Here is a 25868-nt window from a genome sequence, read left to right as displayed (position 1 = left end):
AGTTGAATACAATGTTAGTACCCGGTGTAGAAAGGGGCTTCCATATGAAAGAAGTGATCATTGCGTTAGTCAGTTCTTCCATTACCATTCTGATCACTAGTTTCTTTTCTTATCATTTTCAATTGATGAAAGAAATTCGTAATGAATCTGTAAAATACAAATCGGAAATTTTGAAAAAAATCTATACGCCGGTCTTAAAAATATTAAAAGCAGCTGTTGTGGCTGGTGAAGGTTATGACGGCATTACGAAAGAATCGCTGTATGAAATCGATGATATTGTCAAAAAGAATTATGAGTTGGTCGATCAAAAAAGAAATAAGACGGGATCATTATGAAGACAGTTTGAAGTTATTTGATAAAAACAAAAAATTATTCAACCACGTCGAACTTCATTTCAACTTTTATCGGAAACAGCTTGGATTACCGTATAATAAAAGAAGGCTTTGAAGAGTGCGAAACCGATTAAAGGGCACAAATAGAGCGGAAAGACAGGTTCCATTAACAAGATTGCATCGCTAAAGAGGATTTCGAATTCTTATGTCTTTCCTGTATAGGTAGGCATCTTTTCTTATTGGAAATGGACAAGTGCCGACAATCGCACATAAATAGCGAATATGATACAGGGAAAAGTATTTAAGGGAGATGATGGATTCTCACTTGAATATTGTAAAACGCGAAGAGGAGGTATTTTCAATGGTTAAAATTGCAATCGATGCCGGGCATGGATTTGATACACCTGGGAAGCGTTCCCCTGATGGCGAGCGGGAATGGTCATTTAACAATAAAGTAGCTCAATATGCCATAGCGAAATTACAGACTTATAAAGACGTAGAAATTCTTCGTGTAGATGATCCTACGGGAAAGACGGATGTTCCGCTCACAAAAAGGACAGACCTTGCGAATAAATGGAAAGCCGATGTTTACGCATCTATCCACCACAACGCGATGAATGGGAAATGGGGGATGCATAGCGGCATTGAAACATATACGTCAGATAATCCGAATGCGAGTTCACGATCCAAGGAAATTGCGAATATTGTCCATCCCCGGGTCGTCATGGCGATGGGGATTAGTGATCGTGGCATGAAGCAAGCGGATTTTCATGTGTTACGTGAGTCCTCCATGCCTGCCATTTTGACAGAAGGAGGATTTTTAGATTCTAAAGTTGACATAATAAAATTACGTGACGACAATTACTTGAAAGCACAAGGCGAAGCTATTGCGGATGGCTTGGCGTCCTATTTTAAATTGAAGTCAAAAAATGAACTGGAAGACAAGGAGTCCTCCGTTGCTAAAATAATGACGGAAAAGTTCTATAATCCTTCCTCGCAAACAATGATCAATGCCACAATTTCTGTCTTGAGGCGACTCGAACAAAGCGGGAAAACAACATTACCTCCTATTTGGCGTGAAAAATTATCGGATGGGACACTGACCGAATCAGATGCGATCGGGTTATTGTTTCTCGTATTGGATCAAGGATACTTCGATGAACTGAAATGATTTCGCTTAAGCAATTTAAAATGCGAGAACAGCATATAGATTGACGATTCAAGTAGAATAATCGTGAAAAACAGCAAATGATGCCACAATTTCATTTGCTGTTTTTCATTATTTTTTTATCAATTTTGATCTATTTGAATTGGGAAAAGTTAAAGGGTTAAATCTATTTGATCATTTATTTATACTTGATTAAAGGTCTTAGAAAATAAATTTTAAATTATTTTAAAGGATTCCGAAGAGCTTTTAACGGTTGTTACGTCAATCTCAATTGACTTTTCGAATTAACGTGACATTCAGAAAAATCCGTTTTTCCATTTGAAGTTTGAAATTCTCTATGTTAATCTAAAAACTATCAAATTTAAGAGTTTTACGAAAAAATAAAGGAGGAAGTTATGAGGAAATTTAAGTTTGGAATTTTGGCCACGGTCATTTTGCTGCTGTTGGCGGCATGTGGAAACGAAGGAAACGGCTCATCCGGGGATATTTTGTCTTCGCTACAAGACAAAGGACAGGTAAAAGTTGGTTTTGCAAACGAAAAGCCTTATGCATATGAGGAGGATGGCGAATTGAAAGGAGCTGCTGTTGATATTGCAAAAGCGATTTTCAAAAATCTTGGTGTAGAAGAAGTTGACGGACATCTGTCTGATTTTCAGCAACTGATTCCTGGATTGAACGCCGGTAAATTCGATGTCATTACAGCTGGAATGGCGATTACACCGGATCGTTGTACCAACGTAGCTTTTGGTGAACCTGAGATGAAATACGGGGAAGGCCTCATTGTCGAGTCCGGAAACCCGATGAAGTTGCATAGTTATCAAGACATAGCAGGCGATCCCGAAATTACGGTTGCTGTGATGAGTGGTGCAACCGAAAAAGCATTCCTCTTGGCTGAAGGTGTTGCTGAAAGCCAAATCACAATGGTTCCAGATATTCCAGCTTCTTTCTCGGCGGTTGAATCAGGGAGAGCACATGCAACGACAGGTACAGAAATGACGATCAAAATGGCGCTTGAATCTTCAAATCAAGACAAACTGGAGTTTGTCAATGACTTCGAACAACCGAATATTGAAGGTGTACCAAGCTACGGTGCAGCTGCTTTCCGTCAAGATAACGAGGCATTAAAGGACGCGTATAATGCCGAACTTAAAAAGTTGAAGGAAAGTGGCGAGCTTGCTGCAATTATTGAGCCTTATGGATTTACAGAAGAAATGAATGTTGTAGGTCTTGAAGTGACTACTGAGAGTATTTGTAGCGGTGAAAATTACTAATCGTTTTAGGGTCGCACCTTTGTTACAGGTATGGCCCTTTTCACATTACGGCTGAAAATGGAGATGTTTTTATGAGTTCCATAATGGAAATATCCCTTGTACTCCTAGAGGGGATAAAAATCACATTAATCGTATTGGCCCTTTCCATCACCATCTCGACTTTGATTGCGTTTGTCGCTGGGTTGTCGAGAGTGTCCTCGAATGTTCTGCTCAACAAGTTCACCGGATTTTATGTTGAAATATTCCGAGGGACTTCGCTCATCATACAACTTTTCTGGTTTTCTTATGCATTACCGGGATTGTTTAATATTCACTTGGGAAGTGATATCTGGACAGCTGTGATTGCTATTTCTCTGAACTATGGCGCTTATATGTCCGAGATTGTCAGAGGGGCGATCCTATCGGTTTCCGGTGGACAAACAGAAGCCTCGATTGCACTAAATTTAACGAAATTTCAACGGTTGCGCTATATCATTATCCCGCAGGCAATCCGGATGATGCTTCCCGAGTACGGAAATTATTTAATCCAGATTTTGAAAGCGACTTCTCTTGTATCATTGATAGGCCTGACAGATTTATTGTATTACGGAAATATTTACCGAAGTACTCATTTAGCAGAAGCGCCGACAGTCTATTTGCTGATCCTCGTTTTCTATTTTATCCTCGCATTGCCGCTTATCGCATTTACAAGGAAGATGGAAGTTTTCTCTAAGAAGGGGGTGGCGCAGCAATGAAATGGGATTGGAGCGTGTTTTTTGAAGTCATTCCACTAATTTTCAAAGGGTTATGGATTACACTCGGTTTAACGATTGCTTGTTATCTTTTTGCGATGATCTTTGGTTTCTTTTGGGTGTTTATGGCGCGGATCCCTTCTAAAACCGTTCGCTGGATTTTCCGTTGGATTGCCGAATTCATTCGTTCGACACCTCCTTTGGTTCAATTGTTTTTCATTTTTTACGCTTGGCCGATGGTGCCTGTAGTAGGCGTCTCGCTCAATCCGTTCGCGGCGGCGATTTTAGGTCTCGGTTTACATTTTAGTACCTACTTGTCCGAAGTCTATCGTTCTGGCATCGAGTCGGTTGATAAAGGACAATGGGAAGCTTCGACAGCGTTGAACTTATCGTCAAAACAGAAATGGCTGAAAATCATTTTACCGCAGGCGATACCGCCGACCATTCCTATGCTTGGTAATTACTTGATTATCATGTTTAAGGAGGTCCCGCTTGCTTCCACAATCGGTGTTGTTGCGATGTTGCATTTAGCGAATGATTACGGAGCTCAGTATTGGAAGTATGTAGAACCGTTAACCGTTGTTGCATTGTTCTTTTTATTGCTCAGCTACCCGTCCGCTTTATTGATTAACAAGCTGGAGAAAAAATATAATCGGCGTTTTGATAAAAAAACAGTTTCGACACTGTAACTGAAAAGGGAGTTCATATCTATGGGAGAAACCATCGTTAATTATTCAAACATTTTTAAATCATTTGGAGAGGTCGATGTTTTGAAAGGCATCAATTTAGATGTTAAACCTGCCGAAAAAGTCGCGTTGATCGGCCCGAGTGGATCAGGAAAGACGACTATTATCCGTATGCTTATGACGTTGGAGCAACCGACTTCGGGAACGATTTTGGTCAACGGGGAGAATTTATGGCAAATGGAGAAAAAAGGGCAGATTGTAACGGCTGATGAGCATCATTTACGATCGATACGCGGAGACATCGGTATGGTTTTTCAACACTTTAATCTGTTCCCACATATGACCATCTTAGAGAACTGTATGCTAGCTCCAACAATCGTTAAAAAGGAAGAGAAATCGGAAGTGGAACAGCAGGCGGTTGAAATGCTTGAAAAAGTCGGCCTCGGTAACAAAATCGACCTGTATCCGAGCCAATTATCGGGAGGTCAAAAACAACGGGTTGCGATGGCTCGTGCATTGATGATGAAGCCCAAAGTGATGCTTTTTGACGAAGTAACTTCTGCTCTTGACCCGGAACTTGTCGGGGAAGTATTGGAAGTGATCCGCGACCTAGCCAAAGAAGGAGAAATGGCGATGATTTTAGTGACGCATGAAATGGATTTTGCGCTTGATATCGCTGATAGAATTCTGTTTTTAAACGATGGGGTTATAGAGGAGGAAGGGTCGCCAGAAGAAATTTTGATGAAGCCGAAAAGCGAGCGCTTACAAGACTTCTTGGCGCGCTTCAATAAACGTTAAACAGATGATGTGAAAAAACAATCTCTTCTATAGTAATATGGATATGGACAAAAATTTGTAGAAAGAACGTTTCACTATTAGGAGGGAATTGAAAACATGAATGCTTACGACGAATACATGAAAGGCATCGTCAAACCGATGCGCGAGGAACTTGTACACAATGGATTTACAGAATTGACAACGGTAGAGGCCGTTGAAGAGACGATGGACAAACTAGAAGGGACAGCTCTCGTTGTCATTAATTCGGTTTGTGGATGTGCAGCAGGTCTCGCACGGCCGGCTGTCAGGGAAGCTTTACAAGAAGCCGAACAGAAACCAGATCATTTATTGACCGTGTTCGCAGGACAAGATAAAGAAGCGACAGAAAGAATGCGCGCGTATTTTGCGGAAGTACCGCCAAGCTCTCCGTCCATTGCCTTATGGAAAGATGGCGCGTTGGCTTACTTCATACCAAGGGAACAGATCGAGAACTTCGAAATGGAACAAATTAAAAACCATTTAGCGGAAGTTCTGACTCAAGTTTGCAGCAAGTGAACATGATCATTACGACAGGTGGCAGACCGGATGAGCGTTCGGAAATGTTAGCGATGGAGGCGGTTGAAGCGCTCGGTTCACCTTTTGTCGAACGGAATAAGCGATCTGTCCTCCACTTGCAGGAAGAGTACAGAGCAGATGTGCTGGTAGCTGGTAAAAATCGGTTTGAGCTGTATCGATTAGGGATGAAAGAACCATTTTTCTTTCATCCGAATTCAGCTGCCTTTCGATTGAAGCGGTTGGCAAAAGGGGAAAGTGATCCGATGATTGAAGCGGCTGCCTTACGCGAAGGCGACTCTTTTCTCGATTGTACGCTCGGACTTGCTTCCGATAGCATTGTTGCGTCCGCTGCTGTCGGTGACAGTGGGAAAGTTTTAGGGATCGAAGCGGACGCAGCGGTAGCATTTATCACTGGTCGAGGGCTCCGATCGTTTCCGACAAATTCGGAACAGCTCCACTATTCGATGAGCCGGATTGCAGTCATCCAATCAGTCGCCATCGACTATCTACGTACACTACCGGATGGATCTTGGGATATCGTCTATATCGACCCGATGTTCCATCAACCGATCGAAGAATCATCCAACTTCACGCCATTGCGCAAAGCTGGGGTACATGACATGCTATCGCAGGCATGGATGGTAGAGGCGATGCGAGTCTGTAAAAGAAAAGTTGTCGTAAAAGATCGATTTGATTCGCCTGTATTTGATCGTTTCCAGCTAATCCGGAAAGTCCGACCGAATACAAAGTTCCACTTCGGTTATTTGGAAAAGGAATTCATCGTTCCTTCAAGCGAATGAATGAAAAACGCCATCATCCCCATATGCAGGATGATGGCGTTTTTGAATGAATATTAATGCGTAAAGTTCAAAGAGCTTAAATACAGTACCAATACAAGCATTCCGATACCGATAAAGAGTTGTACATCCACGAGTATTACCCTCCTTCAAAAAAACGCACATTTATCTACAGATTTATTGTACAATGAATAGGAGAAAGAAGAAACCTTTTCCGCGTCTTTTCGTCAAACTGATAACACGCATTTTAAAAAATGTTCAAAATTGTAGGTGAAATGTATGAAGAAATGGATACAAAAGACAATTGTTGTTACAGTGGCGCTTCTGACATTTGGTGCAATTTCGCCGAACCATGAAATTTGGACAACCTTGCAGGAAAAGGTCCAACCAAAACAGACGCAAGATCCATCACCTTTTTCCGATTATGACATCGGATTGGCTGAACCGGTTTTCGCAGAAGATGGAGATACGTATTCCGATTCAATCGAAGATTCATTAGTCACATCGGCAAAAGAAATTGCCTATACGAAATTCGGATCCAAAATCGGTCCGGTTATTGGAAACGAATTTGACGAAGTCATCTTCCCGAAAATCGAGGAAGCGATTCAAATGACCCTTCTGCATTCTGAGGATCTACATAAGCGAAAACTCGCCATCAGCGAAAGACCAGGGGGAGACTATTCCGAGAAAATATTCAATGTCTATGAGATGGATACAAGGAAAGATCTTATCCGTTTTCACGTTCGTACCGACAAACGGCCACAAGATGGCTATTTTTTCAACTTTCATTATCATGTTGCCGATGATGGTTTTGTTACACATCATTCGATCGGCGATATCTATTGGTCGAAAAATACTCCGCCTAAGTGGTTATCGTAAACCATTTAGGCGGTCTTTTTTTACTTGCTTCAGCCAGGTGCTGAAGCAAGTAAAGCCTCCGGCGGATGTCACGGATTTTGAATTGCACAAATGCAATTCAAAATCCGGACGCAATTACGCCGAGGCGTAATTGATTTCAATCACTCAACTGTTTTTGTTATACTGGAATCAAGTAAGAGGAGGCTTTTCAAATGGAGCAATATTTGGATTTATGTAAGCATGTTTTAGCAACAGGCACGAAAAAGGAGGACCGGACCGGAACGGGAACAATGAGTGTGTTCGGTTATCAAATGCGATTCGATTTAAATGAAGGGTTTCCGTTGATGACAACGAAAAAAACTGCCTTTCGTCTTATCTCATCAGAGTTACTCTGGTTTTTAAAAGGCGATACAAATGTAAAGACACTTATAGAAGATGGGAATCCGATATGGGATGAATGGGCATTTGAAAAATGGGTGAAGAGTGCGGATTATGCCGGTCCTGATATGACGGATTTCGGCCGACGGGCTACCAAAGATCCCGAATTTGCGGCTTTATATCAAAAAGAGATGGACACCTTTAAGAAAAGTGTTGTTCAAGATGAAGAGTTTGCTGCGAAGTACGCAGACCTTGGACCGGTCTACGGCAAACAATGGCGCTCTTGGACGACAGGGACAGACACCATTGACCAGATCGGTAATGTGATTGAAAGCATTAAACGAAATCCAGATTCAAGGCGGCATATCGTCACAGCTTGGAATCCATCTGAAGTGGAGGATATGGCGTTACCACCATGCCATGCCTTATTTCAATTTTACGTAGCAGATGGCAAATTGTCCTGTCAACTGTATCAACGGAGCGCGGATATTTTCCTCGGAGTTCCATTCAACATTGCATCTTATGCACTGCTTGTTCACCTGATCGCAAAAGAATGTAATCTTGGTGTGGGGGAATTCGTCCATACACTCGGTGATGCCCATATTTATTCAAATCATTTAAGTCAAGTGAATGAGCAATTGACGCGCGAACCGAGAAAGCTACCAACATTAATTCTAAAAGGCGAAGGGAAATCGATTTTTGAAATGACGACTGCTGATATTGTACTGGAAGGTTATGATCCCCACCCGAAGATTAAAGCGCCAATTGCGGTGTAATAAGAAAAGCGCTGAGCGTTATGGAGTAAGATAATAGCATTAAAGTGGTTTGATCAAATTATGTAGTTCGCTTTGATGGATCTATGTAAAATAACTGAGCTGTCTGTTTAGAAGAAAGGAAGAAAAGGATGATATCACTGTTAGTGGCGCATGATCCCGACCGAGTGATTGGCGTGAATAATGAACTGCCGTGGCATATCCCGGAAGAATTGGCTTATTTCAAGAAAGTATCGATGGGGAAAGCGATGATAATGGGGCGAAAAACATTCGAGTCGATCGGTAGACCATTACCGGGGAGATTAAATATTATCATAACCCGAAACGAGGAATACACGGCCGATGGCATCGTAGTCGTACACGATCTTCGGAAAGCAATTGAAAAGGCAAAGGAGTTTTCAGGCGAAATTATAATTATCGGCGGAGCCGAAATCTTTCGTTTGGCAATCGGGATCGCGGATCGACTATATATTACGCTCATTCAAAAGCATTTTGAAGGCGATACTTATTTCCCTCCATACGGATCTGAATGGAATTTGGTGTCCGCTTCGGAAGACCATTTTTCAAAAGAAGGAATTCCATACTCGTATCTTGTCTATGATCGGAAAACGGAAAGCTGACTGGATTCGCGTATTATACAAAACCTGTGCCATCCGCCGGAGGCTTGGACCGACAGGATGTTGGTCACTCTGGCGTTGCCCATCAAACAGCGAAGGGTTTGATTTGCCTTAATTTCTGCGTTTTTTTTGCAGAAATTAAGGCACTTTCAGGACTCGGCGACCTTAGCCTGAGTTCCTCTAACTCAGCAGGGAGTTAGAACTCCCTCTGATTGAAATGCCTTCTGGCATTGATCCCGCCACTTATGGAAGTGAGGGACTTCTGCTGAATCAAATTAACAGAGTACAGAAACTTTATAGAGGAAAAGGGGAACGTTATCCATGAGAAGAGTTTTCATGCTTTTGATCGTCTTCTCATTGTTGTTGTCAAGTTGCCAACCTGAGGGTAACCGTGTATCCCAACCATTTTCTGCCCGGCATGAAATCGGCTTTTCTGAGTGGTCGATTCCAGGCTACTTCATACCGAAAAAAATCCACGTCATCGGTCTTGGAGATTCGCTTACGCAAGGTGTTGGAGATGAGTTGAAGAAAAGCGGTTATTTCGGGCGTGTGACTGGTAAAATGAAAGAATGGAAAGGTGTTCTGGATGTCGATTCGGAAAATTTGGCAAAGCGGGGACGCAGAAGTGATCAGCTGATCGATCAGTTGGAAGAAAGCGAAATCCAATCGGCGGTCGAAGAAGCAGACCTGATTTACTTGACAATTGGTGGAAACGATATAATGAAAGTGGTAAAAGCCAATCTGTTTAATTTAAAAGTGGAACCTTTTTATAGAGAACTCGGCGACTTTGAGAATAGGCTGGATGAACTATTTACGATCATTCGTACATTGAACGGAGATGCGATCATTGTTGTAGGGGGCTTATATAACCCGATTTCAATTGTGACGGATGAAGCAAATGAATTCGATGAGATTCTGGAAGATTGGAATGAAGCGATTGAAATCCGGACAATCATGGACGGAAAAGCATGTTTTGTACCCGTCACGGACTTATTCGATTCAAATGTGAACATGGTATATCATACCGACTTTTTCCATCCGAACGCAAAAGGGTATGACGGGATGGCGAACCGTTTTCTCGAATCCATTCAAAAATGTGGTTTGCTGGAACTGTCAGAAGGGCAATTGGATATGTAGGAGATGATTGCATGAATCGATGGAAAATCGGATTTTTTTTACTGGCGGGCCTTATAGTGGCTGTTGTAGCATATGTACTATTCCTTATCGGATCTCCAGGTGATTCAGAACCATTGCCAGAGGTGAAGATGGATAATACATCAGATCACGTATTGACAGTTAAAGTGGCGAAGGAAGACTTTGAAGGCATTGCGAACACCTATATTGGAAAAGCTGTCAAAGGGGAACCTCTACCTGTGACAATGGTTGTTCGAGATGACGTTGTGCTGTTATCGGAAATGATGGTATTTTCATTAAAATTGCCTGTAATTATGCATTTCGATCCGCTTGTCGGGGAAGATGGCAATCTTATATTGAAGCTGTCATCGATGGAAATTGGGCAATTGAAAATTCAGCCTTCCACTGTCTTGACGATTTTAAGGGACTCGGTGAAATTGCCGCCGTGGATGATTGTCCGTCCTAAGGAAGAAGAGGTATTTGTCGATTTAACACAAGTGCCTTTGTCGGGTAATTTAAAGGTGCGGGCAAAAACATTCAATTTGGCAGACGATGAAATCATATTAGAAATTATCATTCCAAAAGAATAGGAGCAATTGAAATGGCAAAATCGCTAGCTACATTTGCAGGTGGCTGTTTTTGGTGCATGGTGAAACCATTCGATCGCTACGATGGTGTACTTTCCGTCGTTTCAGGTTACACGGGCGGTGATGTGGAAAATCCTTCCTACGAACTTGTTTGCACAAATACGACAGGTCATCGAGAAGCTGTCCAAATTACATTTGACGATGCCATCATCTCTTATGAAGAGTTGTTACGCATTTTTTGGCGACAAATCGATCCGACGGATGCCGGAGGACAATTTTTCGATCGTGGCGAGTCGTATCGGACTGCAATCTATACGCACACCCCGGAGCAACAACGGCTTGCTGAACAATCCAAAAAAGAACTCGATGCTTCCGGTAAATTCGATAAACCGATCGCAACCGATATCCTTCCAGCCAAACCATTTTACAGTGCCGAAGAAGGACATCAAAATTACTATATGAAAAACCCTGTGCATTACAATCGTTATGCAGTCGGTTCAGGACGGGAGCAATTTAAATTGAACAATTGGGGGGACCAAGCATGAAAGAAGAGTTGAAAAACAAACTAACGGAAATGCAGTATCATGTCACACAGGAAAACGGAACGGAACCGCCTTACCGTAATGAATATGATCGTCATTTCGAGAAAGGGATCTACGTCGATATTGTTTCGGGTAAACCGTTATTCAGTTCAAAAGACAAATACGATGCCGGTTGTGGTTGGCCGAGTTTTACGCAACCGATAGAGGAAGCAGAAGTGACAGAACACTTCGATACTAGTTATGGGATGAGACGGACGGAAGTACGTAGTAAAACAGCAGACTCCCATTTAGGACATGTATTCCCGGATGGACCGGGTGAAAATGGACTGCGTTATTGTATCAATTCAGCCGCTCTACGCTTCATTCCGGTTGAACGGATGGAAGAGGAAGGCTACGATGCCTATCTCAAACTTTTCAATAAGTGAAAAAGGAGGGCTGGGATGAAACGCTCATTTTACCAGTTTGTTCTATCGTTCCGCGGAGGTGCGAAAGAGGATTCTTTCGCCGTTTTCGCTGAATATATGTTTAATGATTTAAGTTTTCCGAAGGATGAAACGTCTTTTGATACGTTGTCTCGTTATATTGAAGATAAAGCAGATCCGAATATGCCATCCGTCGTCTTCGATGAATTATATCAATTGTATGAAGAGCGTTTCAATTGAAGGAAACCGTCTTCTTCATTGCAACTTGAACTATTTAACTGTATGATTGAAAAAGAAAAATTTGAAAGTGAGGCAATAGGTAATGAGTATACATATTAACGCGAAAAAAGGTGACATTGCCGATACGATTTTGCTTCCAGGGGATCCGCTCCGTGCAAAATATATTGCAGAAAACTTTTTGGAAGATGCGACATTATATAATGAAGTTCGCAATATGTTCGGATATACGGGCACTTATAAAGGAAAGCGAATTTCAGTCCAAGGAACCGGGATGGGTGTGCCATCCATTTCCATTTATGTGACAGAATTGATGCAAGAATATGACGTGCAAAAACTGATTCGTGTCGGTACTTGCGGAGCTATTCAAAAGGACGTTCACGTACGGGATGTCATCCTTGCGCAAAGTGCTTCAACGGATTCTAAAATGACTGAAATCATTTTCAATGGAGTCACTTATGCACCGACCGCAAACTTTGACCTGTTACTAAAAGCGCACCAAGCAGGAATCGAAAAAGGTCTGGATTTGAAAGTGGGCAACGTCTTTACAGAAGACGTCTTTTATAATGAGTTTGCACAACATGAGAAGTGGGCCCAGTATGGGGTGTTGGCAGTTGAAATGGAAGCTGCAGCATTATACACGCTTGCAGCGAAGTTTGGCCGTCAGGCGTTGGCCATTTTAACAGTAAGCGATCATATTTTAACTGGCGAAGCGACTTCGGCAGAAGAACGTCAAACAACGTTCAATGAAATGATCGAAGTGGCGCTCGAAGCGGCTATTCAACAATAATGATGAAAAAGGACCGTTCGCAAAGCAGCGGTCCTTTTGAAAGTAGGGTACAAAATCATATCAATTGAACAAATTTGATTTTCTGTAAAAGGGAAGAGAGTGGGGAGTAGGATGGATGAAAAAGTAAACTCCGGCGTTGAGGAAGAACAGAAACCACAACCGCCGGCAAAACGTTATATCAAACTGAAACCTTTCTCCTTTGTCATGCTTGTGTTTGGCTTAGTGTTAGCCACTGCTGCAGTTACTTTTTTTGCGTTGACAACGGGGGAAGACAAAGTGGTCGATGTCGTCAGTCCTCCTAAAGCGTCGTCTGTAGAACGGAAAGAATTCCAAAAACTTTATGACGCCTATGATGAGATGAAAGCGAATTATTACGATGAGATTGACGAAACCGCTATTATCGATGGAGCGATCAATGGCATGATCGATGCGTTAGGAGATCCTTATTCCGATTATTTAAATGAGAAGGAAGCCCGTCAGTTGAATGAAAGCATCTCTTCAAGCTTTGAAGGAATCGGTGCAGAAATCCAAGAGAAAAATGGCTATATCAATGTCGTATCGCCGATTAAAAACTCACCGGCCGAACGGGCAGGCATCTTGCCGAACGACATGATTATCGCTGTTGACGGCGTTAGCATTCAAGGGATGTCTTCGTCAGAGGCGGTTCTCCTGATTCGTGGTGAAAAGGGGACAACCGTTACATTATCGATTAAGCGCGGAGAAGCGGTAGAGCCAGTCGATGTGAAAATCGTACGGGATGTCATACCACTTGAAACCGTTTATGCGGAAATGTTGGACGACGGAATTGCCCATATCCATATTACAAGTTTTTCGGAAGGGACGACGAAAGAATTATTGTCCGCTTTAGATGATATGGAGGCAAAAGGCATGAAAGCCCTCGTTATCGACGTCCGACAAAATCCGGGCGGCATGTTGAATACCGCAATTGAAATATCCGACCTCTTTGTTGAAAATGGAAAGAATATTTTCCAATTCGAAGAGAAAGGGAAAAAACCGGAAGTGTTCGTAGCGAATAGTAATCGGAAAATCACAGTTCCTGTTGCTGCGCTGATCGATGATGGCAGTGCATCTGCATCTGAGATCCTCGCAGGTGCCCTAACCGAATCCGCAAATATTCCGTTAATCGGCATACAGACATTCGGGAAAGGTACTGTCCAAACACCAAAAGATCTAGCGGATGGCTCCAATTTGAAATTGACAACTGCGAAATGGCTCACCCCAAATGGCAATTGGATTCATAAGAAAGGGATCGCGCCTGATATTGAGGTTCCTTACCCCCCTTATGCGATGCTTCCTTTCCTCGATCCATCGATGGAAATGAAGGAAGGGATGTTATCCCCTTCAGTCAAAGCCGCAGAAGAAATGCTGGATGCTGTCGGATATGAACCCGGTGAAGTGGATGGTTTGTTTGATGAGAAGACTGAACGAGCGGTGAAAAAGCTGCAAGAAGATCTCGCATTGGAAACCACGGGCATTCTATTAGGAGATACGACTTACGGTCTAATGGAAAAGCTGCGCGAGAAAATACAGGAAGATGATCCACAACTATTGAAAGCGAAAGAAGTATTGCTTGAAAAAATAGGAGAATAACAGAGTAAGCGTTCGTTTCCAATTATGGACGGACGCTTTTCTTATGACAGAAGAAGAGGTGTTTTATCATGATTGACGTGTACTTGTTAAGCGGTTTTCTGGGGAGTGGCAAAACTTCACTTTTACTCCATACAATTGAACAATTAAAACAACAAGGCAAAAAACCCGCTGTCTTGATGAATGAGTTTGGGGCTTTGCCTTTTGATTCAAACGCAGTAGAAGGAGAGGGAGATATCCCTTTAAAGGAGTTGTTGGAAGGGTGTATCTGTTGTACCGGATCCGAGAAAACAGAAGCACAACTTCAAGGATTGTTGGAAGAGAATGAGGATATCGATGTGATCTTAATTGAAACGACAGGCGCTGCACACCCTGTAGAGGCCCTTGATGCGGTGTATTCTCCCCTATTCGCCGATCGGCTTAACGTGAAAGGGATTATTACTATTGCTGATGCCAAACGCTGGTTGGAGCGTGAAGGGCTTACACCGCAGATCCGGGCGTTATTTATGGAACAAATTCGACACGCTCATTTATTGGTTGCCAATAAAGTGGATTTACTGACGGAAGAAGAGGTTGCAACGGTTACAATGGGATTATCAAATTTCAATGAAACAGCTCCAATCATCCAAACAGTAGGAGCGAAAATCGATTTTTCTTTTATCGAAAAAGTATTAAATACACCGAAAAGAAGGACAGACGCATCCATTATTTCTGGAAAAGGTCTGCCACTATCTTCAAAGCTCCTTACCTTTACGGAAAGTGTCGACAAAGAAGAGTTTGAGAATTGGGTGCAATCATTGCCCTCAACAGTTTATCGCATGAAAGGCTATGTCCCGGTCAAAGGGGCTAGCAAACCATTTCTGTTTCAATATGCATACGGGATGGTGAATTGGCTAGCGGAATATGTGAAAATGGAACCTCGTCTCGTCATCATTGGTGAAGGGATCGACGACATCAATTTCGGGTCTTCTGAGGGGGGGCATCCTAATCGTCAACCCCTTTTTGGATGAAATATAATGATAGATGACCAATATCATCCAAATTTAAAGTTCATGAGTACTTTTGTAAAAGAGTTTATGGATGAAATGGTTAAATTGGAAAAGAAATCCTGAATTCTTAATCTCCTTCGCGGTATGATAGTTTGCGAAGGGAGGAGTAATGAGATGAAAAAATCGATTGCAGTACTCATGCTCGGTTCGGCGCTCTTACTGCCGAACAATACAAGTGTAGAAGCTTCATATTCGGATAATGATGGACTGGTGCAAAAAGCACAGAACATTCAATGCTATGTATTGGAAAGTAAATACCCTACTCTCCAATTTACGAAGTATATTAATCAGGTAGATTTCGATCAGGCTTATCAGCTTATCAAATCACAAGAGGATAAAAAACAAGATAAATGGGTTTCAGCTAAAGATAAAAAATCTGCGAAGCATAATCATAAGAATGAGCAATCTAAGCCTGTCGAGGAAAATTCCCCGGCTAAACCTGTTGAGAAACCTGAATTGAATGATCAAGTGGAATCACCGGAAACGAATCCGACACCAGAAGTGACACCACAACCTGAAACAAAGCCGGAACAAGAAGTAACACCGGTACCGGAAGCAAAACCAGAACAAGAAACGCCGGCTGAAGTGACTCCGTCAGAGCCTGCGGAATCAACTCAAGATGCATCCCTTTCTGCGATGGAACAGGCGGTACTTGACTTGACAAACGCAGAAAGACAAAAAGCGGGTCTTCAACCGTTACAAGCAGACAGTAACTTGATGAACTCTGCAAGACAAAAATCAGCTGATATGGCTTCTAATGGATACTTTTCACACACGAGTCCTACATATGGTTCTCCGTTCGACCAAATGAAGGCAAATGGTATAACCTATAGATCCGCTGCAGAAAACATTGCAATGGGGCAACGCACTGCAGAAGAAGTAGTGAAAGGATGGATGGAGTCTCCAGGACACCGTCAAAACATTTTGACACCAGAATTCACACATATCGGGATTGGCTTTGACCAAAACGGTAACTACTGGACTCAACAGTTCATTCAAAAATAATAACAATTGAAGAGTCATCCTTCATCCCCGTATCATCCGGGGGAAGGATGACTCTTTTGTTCTGTCTAGAAATCCCGACACTTATAGAAGTGAGGGACTTCTGCTGATTCAAGTTAAAACGTTTAAAACATTTTCTCCCGGAGCATACTTTTCCAAGAGGTGAATGTCATGGAGAAAGTGAAATCGAATGATAGCTTGATTTTGTACATTCAAAATCTATTCCATGATTCTGCGGATTTGATCGTACGTGAAGTTTCTTGGAAGAACGAAATCGCTATTGTATGTTTTTACAATACGATGACGGATAGTGCCGATGTGAATCGGCAAATTGAAATTCTTCGTCAGCGTTCAATTGATGATTTTCCAAAATGGGAAGGGACCGCTACATCGAGTGTGGGGGCATTTTCAGTGTCACAATTGATTGAAAGTGTGACGCATGGATTTGTCGCTATTTTTTTTCCGTCAACGAATATGTTGATGACCATTACCATTCCTTCATTTGAAGTTCGGGCAACCGACGAGCCGAACAATGAGCTGGTTATTCGTGGCTCCCATGAAGGTTTTGTGGAGAGTATTGACAAAAATATTTCACTTATTCGAAAACATCTCCCCATTCCAGACTTAGTCGTCAAAGATCTACGGATCGGAAGAGATACAAATACAAAAGTTACATATGTTTATATTGAATCAATCGCCGATAAAGAAATTATCGAAATCGTTAAATCACGTCTTGAAAATATTGATACCCCGAAAGTATACAGCATAGGACAAATTGAAGATTATTTAGAGGATAATGTTTGGTCACCTTTTCCACAACTTCTGACGACGGAAAGACCCGATCGAGTCGTTGCAAATATATTGGAGGGCAAAGTCGCTGTTTTCATGGATCAATCGCCCGCAGCCCTTCTTGGTCCTGTGAATTTCTTTGCATTTTATCAGACGCCGGATGACTTTAATGGTCGGGTCTTTGTCGGATCGTTTTTCCGGATCCTTCGGTTGCTCAGTTTCCTGATTGCCATTTTCCTTCCTTCCTTTTATATTGCTGTGGTCGGGTTCCATTCTGAAATCTTGCCTTATGAATTAGGAGTAAAAGTGAAAACGGCGATACAATTCATTCCTTATCGACCGATTATTGAAGCGTTGATAGTTGAGCTTTTTATAGAAGTGATCAGGGAAGCGACAATCCGGTTGCCGGCACCGATTGGACCTACAATCGGTATTGTCGGGGGACTTGTCATCGGGGATGCGATTGTCAATGCAGGTCTTGTCTCGAATTTGATGGTCGTCATTGTAGCAATGACCGCAATTTCGAGCTTTGTTGTCCCAAGTGTCGAAATGAACACGACGATACGGCTGATCCGATTTCCATTTATGCTTGCGGCAACTTTTTTTGGGTTTCTTGGTATCGCAATCGGGACGCTCATCTTACTTATCCATATGATGAACCGATCATCATTTAATCAACCCTATTTGTCGCCGATCGTCCCGTTTGAACCTTCCCGCTTTAAAGAGGTTTTCTTCAGAACACCATACTATAAAAATGGACCGCAACAAAAAACATTCACTTTTCGAGCCGGGAAGCGGAAAGATGGTGAGGGGACTTGAATTTTAGTTTAACAAGGGCTCAGTTTTTCTTACTTCTTTTCATAACCCAGACAGGATCGTCATTCTTTTCTTTTCCATCTCCGTTCATCGCGGCGACTGGCAGAGATTCTTGGCTAATCTTTATCGTGGCAGGAACGATCCACTACTTGCTACTCCTGTTTTACGAAAATAATTATAACTATTTTTCGGTTGGTCCATATGTGGGCTGGCTATACAAAGGGTATTGGCTTTTTATCTGCGTTTGTTATCTCGCTTATGTCGACTATACGTTGGCCGTTTGGGGTTTCCCTGAAACTCCCCCATTCGTTGTTATTACCGTGCTAGTCAGTGTATCCCTCTATGCCAATTTGAGCAGGGCTGAGACGGTCATTAATTTATCGGTCATCCTGATTCCTCTCATTTTACTGTTTTTCATTTTCCTTCAGTTTGCTGTGAAGGAATTCGTCTGGACAAATATCTTCCCGATAGGAGAAGCGACAGGGAAGGAATGGGGCATAGGGTTGCTGAAAGCACAAATCGCATTCATCGGGATTGAGTTGTATTTATTTTTTAGAAAGCATGTCAGTGTGACACAGAAAATAAAAGGTTTTCCATTATTCATCTATCAATTGGTATGGCTGTTATTTTTTCTAATCTCGATTTCCATCGCGCTTCTCTATTACACACTGACTGGATTGAAGATGATTCCGGAACCGCTCCTCTATTTATTGAAGTCTCAAGAAGTGACTTTTGTTGAGCGCCTCGATTTGTTTTTCTTATATATTTGGACAATCTGGACCATCATTACAGTGACTATTTTTTCTTTTGCTGCCTTGTATGTCCATCGTCTCCATGCAAAAGAACATCATAAAAGGGATACAATCATTTGGCATCTGTTGCTCATCGTCATTCCTTTGTTTTTTTTAACAAAAGGCAGTGTGGAAAAACTGAATGATCTCATCATTTATGTTCACCTCGCGTTTGTCTTTGTTATTCCTGTCATCATCATCACAGTGAATCGGAGGAAAGTGAAGTGAAGAAAACTGCACTTGTTTGCCTTGCCTTTTCTTTCTTTTTAGCCGGTTGTTGGGATGAGCGGCTGTATAAGGAAATCACGATTGTTCCTTTAATTGGGTATGAAAGAAAAAACGGGGAATGGATGGGCTATTTTACACATACTTCGATTGACTCGGAAAACACTGTGAGCTATACCACAGTTGAAGGGAGTGGGGTTTCCATAGAAGATGCCCGTCTGAATGCCAGCCAGAAGACGAGTGAATCGCTCGATCCTTCACAAGTCCTTGCGGTTCTTCTCACAAAGGAAGGGGTTAGTTCGAATCTTGTGGAGACCTTTGATGTTGCTTATAGAATGCCGCGTAGTCGACTGAGTAGTAAACTGGCGGTAGTGGAGGGCGAGATGGCTCCCTATATGGAAAAAACGGAAAAAATGGGTTTAGAGCCGCCCAATTACTACGATAAAATCTTGACCACTGCCGCTTACCATTCCGTTATTCCGGATGTCGATATTCAGCGAGCAGCAAGATTCATCTTGGATGAGGGGGTTGACTTGGATCTACCTTATCTTAAAATATCCGAGATGACAGGAACACCCGAAGTGGCCGGTGTCGCTTTGTTCAGCGGAAAAGTATTTTCGGGCCATGTTCTGGATATCAGAGAGTCGACTATCCTCCAAGTACTTAAAAAGAAACCTGGAAAATTCACCGTGTTCACCTATGAATGGGAGAACGAAGGTGTGAAGTATCCGGTTACAGTGGAACTGGACCGATACAAAAAGCAATGGGAGATTCAAAACGACAAGATCGATGCAACTTATGACGTAAAACTCGATATCAATTCCTTTCCAGCGGATCATTTGGACGAAAAGAATCGGAGAAGAGAGCTTGAGAAGTTCCTTTCCAAGAAACTGACACAGGATTTCAATAAGGTGATGGGTAAATTGCAAGAAGCGAAAAGTGATCCTATCGGTTTCGGTAGGGTAGTGCGTGCATTCCATCCCGAATTATGGAATAAAGGAGATTGGCCAGAGACATTTTCGCAGCTTGATATACAAGTGAAGGTGGAGGCGAAAATCACACGCACTGGTATCATCGACTAAAATACAAAGGTGCGGGAAACAACCGATTTTCCGAGCATGCACAAAACTCGCGACGTGAAAAGTCCGTCGCGAGTTTTGTGTTAACTGAATTTTTTCCTTTGAATCAGTACTAGCCGAATCGTCAGTGTGATCGCACCTACAGTCAATCCAGTAATCAAGCCGATCCAATATCCATACGGGCCAAGTCCGGTGTAGGTGGCCATTATATAGCCAATAGGCAATCCGAGCACCCAGTAAGAAATAACCGCCATTAGGAAGGTCATATTGACATCCTTGTAGCCGCGTAGTGCGCCTTGGACCGGTGCTTGGACTGCATCGGACAGTTGAAAAAGCGCCGCGTAAATAAGGAAGTGCGTGGCCAATCCGATAATGTGCACGTCCGTAGTGTAAAGGGAAGCAATCGATTCTCGAAATACAAGAAGAATAGAGATGGATAGTATACTAAAAGCGACGGCAAGACCGACTGCAAGAAAACTATACTGTTTTGCATCACGGAATTGACCTGCACCCACAGCTTGTCCAACAAGAATCGTCACCCCCATCGAAATGCTCAAAGGAATCATATAGAGCAAGGAAGAAAAATTCAGGGCGATTTGATGCGCGGAAATGACCTCAGTCGAATATTTACTCATCATCAAAGTGACGACGGAAAAGATGCTCGTCTCTACAAAAATGGAAATTCCGATCGGGACACCGATGAAAAGTATCTCTTTCCAGCGTTCAATTGAAATCTTCCCCCACTTTTTGAACAGTTCATAATCCCGGAATGACTTTTGTCGTCCAGCAACCCAAAAAGCGATGAAAAAAATCAGCCAATAGGTGATTGCGGCCGCATAGCCTGCTCCTACTCCTCCGAGTTCAGGGAAACCCCAGTTACCAAATATAAGCAAGTAGTTTGTGAAAACAGTCAAGGGAGCTGATAAAAGAATGATAGCCATCGATACACGTGTTGCGCCAAGCGCGTCAAAAAAACAGCGCAATACGGTGTAGGCGAAGAGCGGAAATAACCCTAAGCTCATCGCCTCCAAATAATCGGCAGCTACAATCCGGACTTCCTCTTCCAACGGCATCGCTTCCAATATCGGCGAAACGCCGAAGCGGATGATTAGAAAAACAAAGGCCGCAAGAGCCACAGATACATAGAGTCCTTGCTGGACAGAAAATTTCACCTCACCCTTGCGCCGGGCACCTACAAGTTGTGCGATAATCGGAGTCAGCCCCATCAAGATGCCGGCAAGCCCTGTATAGACGGGAACCCAAAAGGAAGAACCGATTGTTACACCGGCAAGGTGGTATGTATTGTAGCGCCCCGTCATAACAATATCGAAGAAGGTAATCAAGTATAAGGCCACTTGCGTGACAAGAATCGGCATGACGATTGTCGTCAATTTAAAAGGCTTTTTCTTCAAAGAAAGTGCAGTTTCCAATAAAATCATCCTTTATTCCACAATTAGATACCATTGTACCATGGTTCGTTTGCTATAATAGCTATGAAGTTCGTATATTACGGATGTCACAGATCGCGACGTTCTGAAAGTGCCTTAATTTCTGCAAAGAACGCAGAAATTAAAGCAAATCGAATCCTTCGCTGTTCGATTCGTAATTGATTTTAAAAAATAGAAGAGGTGATGGCCATGAAACGGCCTGTTATTTTGTTAACGGGAGGCGGCACTGCAGGGCATGTGTCGGTGAACGAAGCGTTGATTCCCGTGTTTAGTGAAAAAGGATATGAAATTCATTATATAGGATCACATGATGGAATCGAAAAAGAATTGATCGGGAACGGTCACCCCAAAGTGGTTTACCATGCTATTCAAAGTGGCAAACTAAGGCGATATTTCTCCATGAAAAATTTTACGGATCCATTCCGGGTGGGTGCAGGTGTTTTACAAGCTTTTTCTGTCATGCGAAAAGTGAAGCCTGAGATTATCTTCTCAAAAGGAGGATTTGTCTCGGTCCCTGTAGTCCTTGCTGCGAAATTGGCGAAAATCCCGGTTGTCATCCATGAATCGGATGTCACTCCAGGACTTGCAAATCGGCTTGCATTGCCGTTTTCCAGCCATATATTCACTGTTTTTGAACAGACATTGGCTCATGCACCTGAAGGAAAATCGACGTGTTCAGGTGCAATTATCCGGCCGGAATTATTTAACGGAGTGAAGAGTGAAGGGCTCCGATATGCAGGGTTGACCGGTGAGAAGCCCGTTTTGATCATCATGGGGGGGAGCCAAGGATCAAGTGTATTGAATGAAGCAGTCCGCAAGGATTTACCTGCAATTTTACAACATTTCGAAGTCATTCATCTATGCGGAAAAAAGAATGTCGATGACTCGCTTCACCTTACGCCTGGTTATACACAGTTCGAATATGTGACAGATGGCTTGCCGCATCTATTGGCGGCAGCAGATTTTGCTGTGTCGAGAGCAGGCTCGAATGCAATTTTTGAATTGCTCGCATTACAGAAACCGATGCTCCTCATACCACTTTCCGCAGCGAAAAGTAGAGGGGATCAGATTTTAAATGCGGCCCATTTCAAATCGCTTGGGCTAGCCCGTGTATTGAAGGAAGAGGATGTAGCACTTCGCCCACTGTCTGAAGAATTGGCTTTGTTCAAACAGGAACAAGTTCAATTACAAACGAAAATGAAAAAAGTGGAATCTCCGAAAACGCCTGAGGAAATGGTAGAACTAATTATGGCTTATCGAAAATAGATGTGAGAATCATTTTTATAATTCTATTTTTAAGTCTTGCATTGTAACGAAAACGGGTGTATCGTAGTTCACGGCATGAAAAAAATGTCGAAGATTAGACTTTTTCAGAAGAAGTTGGCTATTTTCTTGCATTCTTTATCTAGTTTCATTTTTTTTGGGAAGACTTCTGCTGAATAAAGTCCAAATGCTAGCGCTAAACCCTTTAAGTTAAAGTGCTTGCGTGGTAAAATTGAGAAGAATGCAAAATAAAACACAAAATGCCTGTTGGCAAATGTGGAGGTCATTTTACATGTCGAACAATGTTGGCACCCATCGTTCCCCTTATGCTGCATTTTCGGGGCCCAACCTTGGGTATGTGATGGAAATGTACGATCTTTTCAAAACGTCACCAGAACTGGTTGATGCGGAACTTGCTGAAATGTTCAGTCGGTACGGAGCACCAGTCCTGGAAGAAGGAAAACAAGCTGAAGCTGTCGGTGAAGTAGCACCGGGCAATTTTGGCAAAGTGCTAGCCGCTTATCAGTTACAGGCCGCTATTCGTACATATGGACACCTCGCTGCGGATATTTACCCGCTTAACGATCGTCCAAAGGATACGAGCCGTTTGGAGCTATCCCACTATGGATTGACAGAAAGCGACTTAGTAGAAATGCCTGCATCTTTATTCTTCAACAATGTTCCGGCTACTGTCGAAAACGGACTTGATGCAATAAACTTCTTGAAGGCCGTCTACACTGGTAAAATCGCTTATGAGTTCGATCATGTCATCAATGAAGAAGAACGGAATTGGATTCAATCAAAAATTGAAAATGGCGAAATCGTCGCTAAACTTTCGGATGACGCTAAAAAAGCGCTTCTGGAAAGATTGACTAAAATCGAAGGTTTTGAGAAATTTATCCACCGTACCTTTGTGGGGGCGAAACGCTTCTCTATCGAGGGACTCGATACGCTCGTAGTCTTCCTGGATGAGCTTGTACGCCGTTCAGAAGAAGAGAAAATGAAAAAAATATTAATTGGTATGGCACACCGTGGCCGTTTGAATGTATTGACACATATTTTAAACAAACCATATGAAATGATGTTCGCTCAATTTGCTGGTGTTCCAGATGAGCCGTTTCAACCAAAAGACGGATCTCTTGAAACGACAAGAGGCTGGTTCGGCGACGTAAAATATCATATGGGCGCATTATATAAAGGCAAGTCTGGTATGGAGCGTTTCTTGGCATATAACCCGTCTCACTTGGAAGTCGTAAACCCTGTCATTACGGGACAAACGAGAGCTGCCCAAGAAAAAACGGATAGCCCTGGAGTGCCCGAACAGGATACAAACGCTGCATATGCTGTACTGATCCACGGAGACGCGGCATTCCCAGGTCAAGGAATTGTTCCGGAATCATTCAACTATAGTCGGGTCCGTGGATTCAAAACAGGGGGATCCATACATGTGATCGCCAACAATATGATTGGGTTCACAACAGAATATTACGATTCCAGATCGACCCATTATTCATCGGATCCTGCAAAAGGCTATGAAGTTCCGATTCTTCACGTCAATGCGGATTGTCCGGAATCAGTCATTGCGGCGGCATCATTTGCATTTGACTATCGTCAGAAATTTGGCAAGGATATTTTGATTGACCTGCTCGGATATCGTCGCTATGGACATAACGAAATGGATGAGCCGCTTGTCACGAACCCGGTCATGTATCATACAATTCACGAACATCAAACTGTTCGAGAAATATATGGTGCACAATTGACTACCGCCAACATCCTGAAAGCGGACGAGGTTGAAAAACTCGATGCTGACATTTTTGCAATGATGCAAACGGCATACGATCGGGTGAAAGAGGAATCCGCTGAAGCAGAGCTTCTTTCGAACGCAACGCCTGAAGATGTACTTGCAGGTTACCCAAGAGATCTTGAAACGGGAGCTGACGAAGAAACACTTCGACGTATGAACGAAGAACTTCTTGATTTCCCTGAAGGTTTCAACGTCTTTGGTAAGCTTGAACGTATTTTAAAACGCCGTGAAGAACCGTTCAAAGGTAAGGGCAAAATCGATTGGGCCCATGCGGAAACTTTGGCATTCGGCACCATCTTACAAGATGGCAAACCAATCCGCATCACGGGACAGGACGTTCAACGTGGAACGTTTGCGCATCGTCACCTCGTGTTACATGATGAGAAAACAGGCGATGAGCTTGTACCGCTCCATCATATCAGCGGATCGAAAGCGTCGTTTGTCGCCTACAATAGCCCGTTAACGGAAGCTGCGATTGTCGGGTATGAGTTCGGCTATAACTTGGAGGAACAAAAGGCGCTGTCCATTTGGGAAGCTCAGTATGGAGATTTCGCGAATATGGCACAAGTCATGTTCGACCAATTCGTATCTGCCAGCTACTCAAAATGGGGTCAACAGTCTGGTCTTGTCATGCTTTTACCGCATGCATATGAAGGGCAAGGACCTGAGCACTCAAGTGCTAGGGTTGAGCGCTTCTTGCAACTTTGTGGGGAAAATAACTGGACAGTTGCAAATCTTTCGAGTGCTGCAAACTATTTCCATATCCTTCGCCGTCAAGCAAAAATGCTTGGTGAAAAACCGATGCGACCGCTTGTAATCGTATCACCTAAATCATTATTGCGTCATCCACTCGTCGGTGCCGATGTCAGCGACTTGGTGGAAGGGCATTTCCAAACGGTTCTTGAACAGCCGGGAACAGGAAAGAATGTCGAGAAAGTCGAGAAGATCTTGTTCGCTAGCGGTAAAATGGCAATCGATCTCGCTGAGCGCGTGAAGGATGGAACAGGTTTCGATCACTTGCATATCGTGCGTGTGGAGCAACTTTATCCATTCCCATCCGACAAAATTAGCGATATCGTTTCTCGTTATCCGAATGCAAAAGAATTGGTTTGGGTACAGGAAGAACCGAAGAACATGGGGTCTTGGCTGTTTGCAAACAACTATATCCGTGAAATTGCAGACGACAAGAAAATCTCCTATGTCGGACGGATCCATCGTTCTAGTCCATCCGAAGGGGATGGGGAATCCCATAAAATCGAACAGAATCGCATTATCGATGAAGCACTGAAGAAATAATCTTTTTCCAATGGATAACTGAGTGTTGTCACCTTTCAAG

General features: G+C 42.8%; 26 protein-coding genes. 25 read left to right on the top strand and 1 reads right to left on the bottom strand.

From position 1 onward, the window contains the following. The first annotated feature begins 44 nt into the window (after nucleotides 1-44). The 23 genes from ACFPRA_RS01760 to ACFPRA_RS01650 all read left to right on the top strand — a co-directional run bounded on the left by ACFPRA_RS01760 (nucleotide 45) and on the right by ACFPRA_RS01650 (nucleotide 20017). On the top strand, nucleotides 45-335 hold the full coding sequence (locus ACFPRA_RS01760) for a hypothetical protein (RefSeq protein WP_381429867.1): 291 nt from the start codon (nucleotides 45-47) through the stop codon (nucleotides 333-335). A 358-nt stretch (nucleotides 336-693) separates the two neighbouring features. Next, a complete protein-coding gene (locus tag ACFPRA_RS01755) occupies nucleotides 694-1503 on the top strand; it encodes an N-acetylmuramoyl-L-alanine amidase family protein (protein WP_381429866.1) in 810 nt (269 codons plus the stop codon). Nucleotides 1504-1895: 392 nt separating this feature from the next. Next, nucleotides 1896-2771 carry an ectoine/hydroxyectoine ABC transporter substrate-binding protein EhuB gene (gene ehuB / locus ACFPRA_RS01750; protein WP_381429863.1) on the top strand — a complete coding sequence of 292 codons (876 nt, stop codon included), beginning with the start codon at nucleotides 1896-1898 and terminating at the stop codon, nucleotides 2769-2771. A gap of 71 nt (nucleotides 2772-2842) precedes the next feature. Beyond that, nucleotides 2843-3505, top strand: coding sequence for an amino acid ABC transporter permease (locus tag ACFPRA_RS01745; protein WP_239389315.1), 663 nt, complete (start codon nucleotides 2843-2845; stop codon nucleotides 3503-3505). Beyond that, nucleotides 3502-4191, top strand: coding sequence for an ectoine/hydroxyectoine ABC transporter permease subunit EhuD (gene ehuD / locus ACFPRA_RS01740; RefSeq protein ID WP_381429859.1), 690 nt, complete (start codon nucleotides 3502-3504; stop codon nucleotides 4189-4191). The genes ACFPRA_RS01745 and ehuD overlap by 4 nt, the downstream gene beginning before the upstream one ends. 21 nt (nucleotides 4192-4212) lie before the next feature. Next, nucleotides 4213-4986, top strand: a complete 774-nt coding sequence (gene ehuA, locus ACFPRA_RS01735; RefSeq protein WP_381429856.1) for an ectoine/hydroxyectoine ABC transporter ATP-binding protein EhuA — start codon at nucleotides 4213-4215, stop codon at nucleotides 4984-4986. A 96-nt stretch (nucleotides 4987-5082) separates the two neighbouring features. Beyond that, nucleotides 5083-5520: a BrxA/BrxB family bacilliredoxin gene (locus tag ACFPRA_RS01730; RefSeq protein WP_381429853.1), complete on the top strand. Its 438-nt coding sequence runs from the start codon at nucleotides 5083-5085 to the stop codon at nucleotides 5518-5520. Continuing rightward, the gene (locus tag ACFPRA_RS01725) at nucleotides 5517-6320 is read left to right on the top strand and encodes a class I SAM-dependent methyltransferase (protein ID WP_381430544.1); all 804 of its coding nucleotides are present in this window, start codon (nucleotides 5517-5519) and stop codon (nucleotides 6318-6320) included. The genes ACFPRA_RS01730 and ACFPRA_RS01725 overlap by 4 nt, the downstream gene beginning before the upstream one ends. 276 nt (nucleotides 6321-6596) lie before the next feature. Then, the gene (locus ACFPRA_RS01720; protein ID WP_381429850.1) at nucleotides 6597-7196 is read left to right on the top strand and encodes a YpjP family protein; all 600 of its coding nucleotides are present in this window, start codon (nucleotides 6597-6599) and stop codon (nucleotides 7194-7196) included. A gap of 191 nt (nucleotides 7197-7387) precedes the next feature. Next, nucleotides 7388-8329 (top strand): thymidylate synthase, encoded by a 942-nt coding sequence (locus ACFPRA_RS01715; protein ID WP_381429847.1) that lies wholly within the window; start codon nucleotides 7388-7390, stop codon nucleotides 8327-8329. A 128-nt stretch (nucleotides 8330-8457) separates the two neighbouring features. Beyond that, nucleotides 8458-8946 (top strand): dihydrofolate reductase, encoded by a 489-nt coding sequence (locus tag ACFPRA_RS01710; protein WP_381429844.1) that lies wholly within the window; start codon nucleotides 8458-8460, stop codon nucleotides 8944-8946. A gap of 318 nt (nucleotides 8947-9264) precedes the next feature. After that, nucleotides 9265-10080 (top strand): GDSL-type esterase/lipase family protein, encoded by an 816-nt coding sequence (locus tag ACFPRA_RS01705; RefSeq protein ID WP_381429841.1) that lies wholly within the window; start codon nucleotides 9265-9267, stop codon nucleotides 10078-10080. Nucleotides 10081-10091: 11 nt separating this feature from the next. Further along, nucleotides 10092-10667: a YpmS family protein gene (locus tag ACFPRA_RS01700; RefSeq protein WP_381429838.1), complete on the top strand. Its 576-nt coding sequence runs from the start codon at nucleotides 10092-10094 to the stop codon at nucleotides 10665-10667. 11 nt (nucleotides 10668-10678) lie between these two features. Then, entirely contained in the window at nucleotides 10679-11209 is a 531-nt protein-coding gene (gene msrA / locus ACFPRA_RS01695; RefSeq protein WP_381429835.1) for a peptide-methionine (S)-S-oxide reductase MsrA, read from the top strand. Continuing rightward, nucleotides 11206-11631: a peptide-methionine (R)-S-oxide reductase MsrB gene (msrB, locus tag ACFPRA_RS01690; RefSeq protein WP_381429832.1), complete on the top strand. Its 426-nt coding sequence runs from the start codon at nucleotides 11206-11208 to the stop codon at nucleotides 11629-11631. The genes msrA and msrB overlap by 4 nt, the downstream gene beginning before the upstream one ends. Before the next feature lie 15 nt (nucleotides 11632-11646). Further along, complete coding sequence (locus ACFPRA_RS01685) at nucleotides 11647-11868, top strand: YozE family protein (protein WP_381429830.1); 222 nt, start codon at nucleotides 11647-11649, stop codon at nucleotides 11866-11868. A gap of 82 nt (nucleotides 11869-11950) precedes the next feature. Next, the gene (deoD, locus tag ACFPRA_RS01680; RefSeq protein WP_239389303.1) at nucleotides 11951-12655 is read left to right on the top strand and encodes a purine-nucleoside phosphorylase; all 705 of its coding nucleotides are present in this window, start codon (nucleotides 11951-11953) and stop codon (nucleotides 12653-12655) included. A 111-nt stretch (nucleotides 12656-12766) separates the two neighbouring features. Further along, on the top strand, nucleotides 12767-14266 hold the full coding sequence (locus tag ACFPRA_RS01675) for a lmo1851 family serine protease (RefSeq protein WP_381429827.1): 1500 nt from the start codon (nucleotides 12767-12769) through the stop codon (nucleotides 14264-14266). A 68-nt stretch (nucleotides 14267-14334) separates the two neighbouring features. Beyond that, nucleotides 14335-15273 (top strand): CobW family GTP-binding protein, encoded by a 939-nt coding sequence (locus tag ACFPRA_RS01670; RefSeq protein ID WP_381429825.1) that lies wholly within the window; start codon nucleotides 14335-14337, stop codon nucleotides 15271-15273. Between the two features lie 153 nt (nucleotides 15274-15426). Further along, nucleotides 15427-16317 carry a CAP domain-containing protein gene (locus ACFPRA_RS01665; RefSeq protein ID WP_381429823.1) on the top strand — a complete coding sequence of 297 codons (891 nt, stop codon included), beginning with the start codon at nucleotides 15427-15429 and terminating at the stop codon, nucleotides 16315-16317. A gap of 168 nt (nucleotides 16318-16485) precedes the next feature. After that, nucleotides 16486-17922 carry a spore germination protein gene (locus tag ACFPRA_RS01660; RefSeq protein WP_381429820.1) on the top strand — a complete coding sequence of 479 codons (1437 nt, stop codon included), beginning with the start codon at nucleotides 16486-16488 and terminating at the stop codon, nucleotides 17920-17922. Beyond that, nucleotides 17919-18938, top strand: coding sequence for a GerAB/ArcD/ProY family transporter (locus ACFPRA_RS01655; protein WP_381429817.1), 1020 nt, complete (start codon nucleotides 17919-17921; stop codon nucleotides 18936-18938). The genes ACFPRA_RS01660 and ACFPRA_RS01655 overlap by 4 nt, the downstream gene beginning before the upstream one ends. Beyond that, on the top strand, nucleotides 18935-20017 hold the full coding sequence (locus tag ACFPRA_RS01650; RefSeq protein WP_381429814.1) for a Ger(x)C family spore germination protein: 1083 nt from the start codon (nucleotides 18935-18937) through the stop codon (nucleotides 20015-20017). The genes ACFPRA_RS01655 and ACFPRA_RS01650 overlap by 4 nt, the downstream gene beginning before the upstream one ends. An 80-nt stretch (nucleotides 20018-20097) precedes the next feature. Here the strand turns inward: ACFPRA_RS01650 and ACFPRA_RS01645 are convergent, their stop codons facing one another. Further along, the gene (locus ACFPRA_RS01645) at nucleotides 20098-21444 is read right to left on the bottom strand and encodes an MATE family efflux transporter (RefSeq protein ID WP_381429810.1); all 1347 of its coding nucleotides are present in this window, start codon (nucleotides 21442-21444) and stop codon (nucleotides 20098-20100) included. A gap of 207 nt (nucleotides 21445-21651) precedes the next feature. On the opposite strand from ACFPRA_RS01645, the gene ACFPRA_RS01640 reads away from it, so the two are divergent. Both ACFPRA_RS01640 and ACFPRA_RS01635 read left to right on the top strand, forming a co-directional pair. Beyond that, nucleotides 21652-22728 (top strand): undecaprenyldiphospho-muramoylpentapeptide beta-N-acetylglucosaminyltransferase, encoded by a 1077-nt coding sequence (locus ACFPRA_RS01640; protein ID WP_381429807.1) that lies wholly within the window; start codon nucleotides 21652-21654, stop codon nucleotides 22726-22728. 289 nt (nucleotides 22729-23017) lie between these two features. Next, a complete protein-coding gene (locus ACFPRA_RS01635) occupies nucleotides 23018-25828 on the top strand; it encodes a 2-oxoglutarate dehydrogenase E1 component (RefSeq protein WP_381429804.1) in 2811 nt (936 codons plus the stop codon). Nucleotides 25829-25868 lie beyond the last annotated feature (40 nt).

The organism is Sporosarcina soli, from assembly GCF_042655805.1.
GTDB classification, from domain to species: Bacteria; Bacillota; Bacilli; order Bacillales_A; family Planococcaceae; genus Sporosarcina; species Sporosarcina soli.
The sequence above is the reverse complement of the archived record's forward strand: the minus strand, read 5'-3'. Positions and strand labels throughout refer to the sequence as shown.

Coding starts and splice junctions, on each gene's coding strand:
- ACFPRA_RS01745 (WP_239389315.1), top strand. CDS start 2,843: ATGAGTTCCATAATGGAAATATCCCTTGTACTCCTAGAGGGGATAAAA.
- ACFPRA_RS01670 (WP_381429825.1), top strand. CDS start 14,335: ATGATTGACGTGTACTTGTTAAGCGGTTTTCTGGGGAGTGGCAAAACT.
- msrA (WP_381429835.1), top strand. CDS start 10,679: ATGGCAAAATCGCTAGCTACATTTGCAGGTGGCTGTTTTTGGTGCATG.
- ACFPRA_RS01705 (WP_381429841.1), top strand. CDS start 9,265: ATGAGAAGAGTTTTCATGCTTTTGATCGTCTTCTCATTGTTGTTGTCA.
- ACFPRA_RS01755 (WP_381429866.1), top strand. CDS start 694: ATGGTTAAAATTGCAATCGATGCCGGGCATGGATTTGATACACCTGGG.
- ehuD (WP_381429859.1), top strand. CDS start 3,502: ATGAAATGGGATTGGAGCGTGTTTTTTGAAGTCATTCCACTAATTTTC.
- ACFPRA_RS01685 (WP_381429830.1), top strand. CDS start 11,647: ATGAAACGCTCATTTTACCAGTTTGTTCTATCGTTCCGCGGAGGTGCG.
- ACFPRA_RS01660 (WP_381429820.1), top strand. CDS start 16,486: ATGGAGAAAGTGAAATCGAATGATAGCTTGATTTTGTACATTCAAAAT.
- deoD (WP_239389303.1), top strand. CDS start 11,951: ATGAGTATACATATTAACGCGAAAAAAGGTGACATTGCCGATACGATT.
- ACFPRA_RS01720 (WP_381429850.1), top strand. CDS start 6,597: ATGAAGAAATGGATACAAAAGACAATTGTTGTTACAGTGGCGCTTCTG.
- ACFPRA_RS01715 (WP_381429847.1), top strand. CDS start 7,388: ATGGAGCAATATTTGGATTTATGTAAGCATGTTTTAGCAACAGGCACG.
- ehuB (WP_381429863.1), top strand. CDS start 1,896: ATGAGGAAATTTAAGTTTGGAATTTTGGCCACGGTCATTTTGCTGCTG.
- ACFPRA_RS01760 (WP_381429867.1), top strand. CDS start 45: ATGAAAGAAGTGATCATTGCGTTAGTCAGTTCTTCCATTACCATTCTG.
- ACFPRA_RS01665 (WP_381429823.1), top strand. CDS start 15,427: ATGAAAAAATCGATTGCAGTACTCATGCTCGGTTCGGCGCTCTTACTG.
- ACFPRA_RS01710 (WP_381429844.1), top strand. CDS start 8,458: ATGATATCACTGTTAGTGGCGCATGATCCCGACCGAGTGATTGGCGTG.
- ehuA (WP_381429856.1), top strand. CDS start 4,213: ATGGGAGAAACCATCGTTAATTATTCAAACATTTTTAAATCATTTGGA.
- ACFPRA_RS01730 (WP_381429853.1), top strand. CDS start 5,083: ATGAATGCTTACGACGAATACATGAAAGGCATCGTCAAACCGATGCGC.
- msrB (WP_381429832.1), top strand. CDS start 11,206: ATGAAAGAAGAGTTGAAAAACAAACTAACGGAAATGCAGTATCATGTC.
- ACFPRA_RS01640 (WP_381429807.1), top strand. CDS start 21,652: ATGAAACGGCCTGTTATTTTGTTAACGGGAGGCGGCACTGCAGGGCAT.
- ACFPRA_RS01675 (WP_381429827.1), top strand. CDS start 12,767: ATGGATGAAAAAGTAAACTCCGGCGTTGAGGAAGAACAGAAACCACAA.
- ACFPRA_RS01700 (WP_381429838.1), top strand. CDS start 10,092: ATGAATCGATGGAAAATCGGATTTTTTTTACTGGCGGGCCTTATAGTG.
- ACFPRA_RS01635 (WP_381429804.1), top strand. CDS start 23,018: ATGTCGAACAATGTTGGCACCCATCGTTCCCCTTATGCTGCATTTTCG.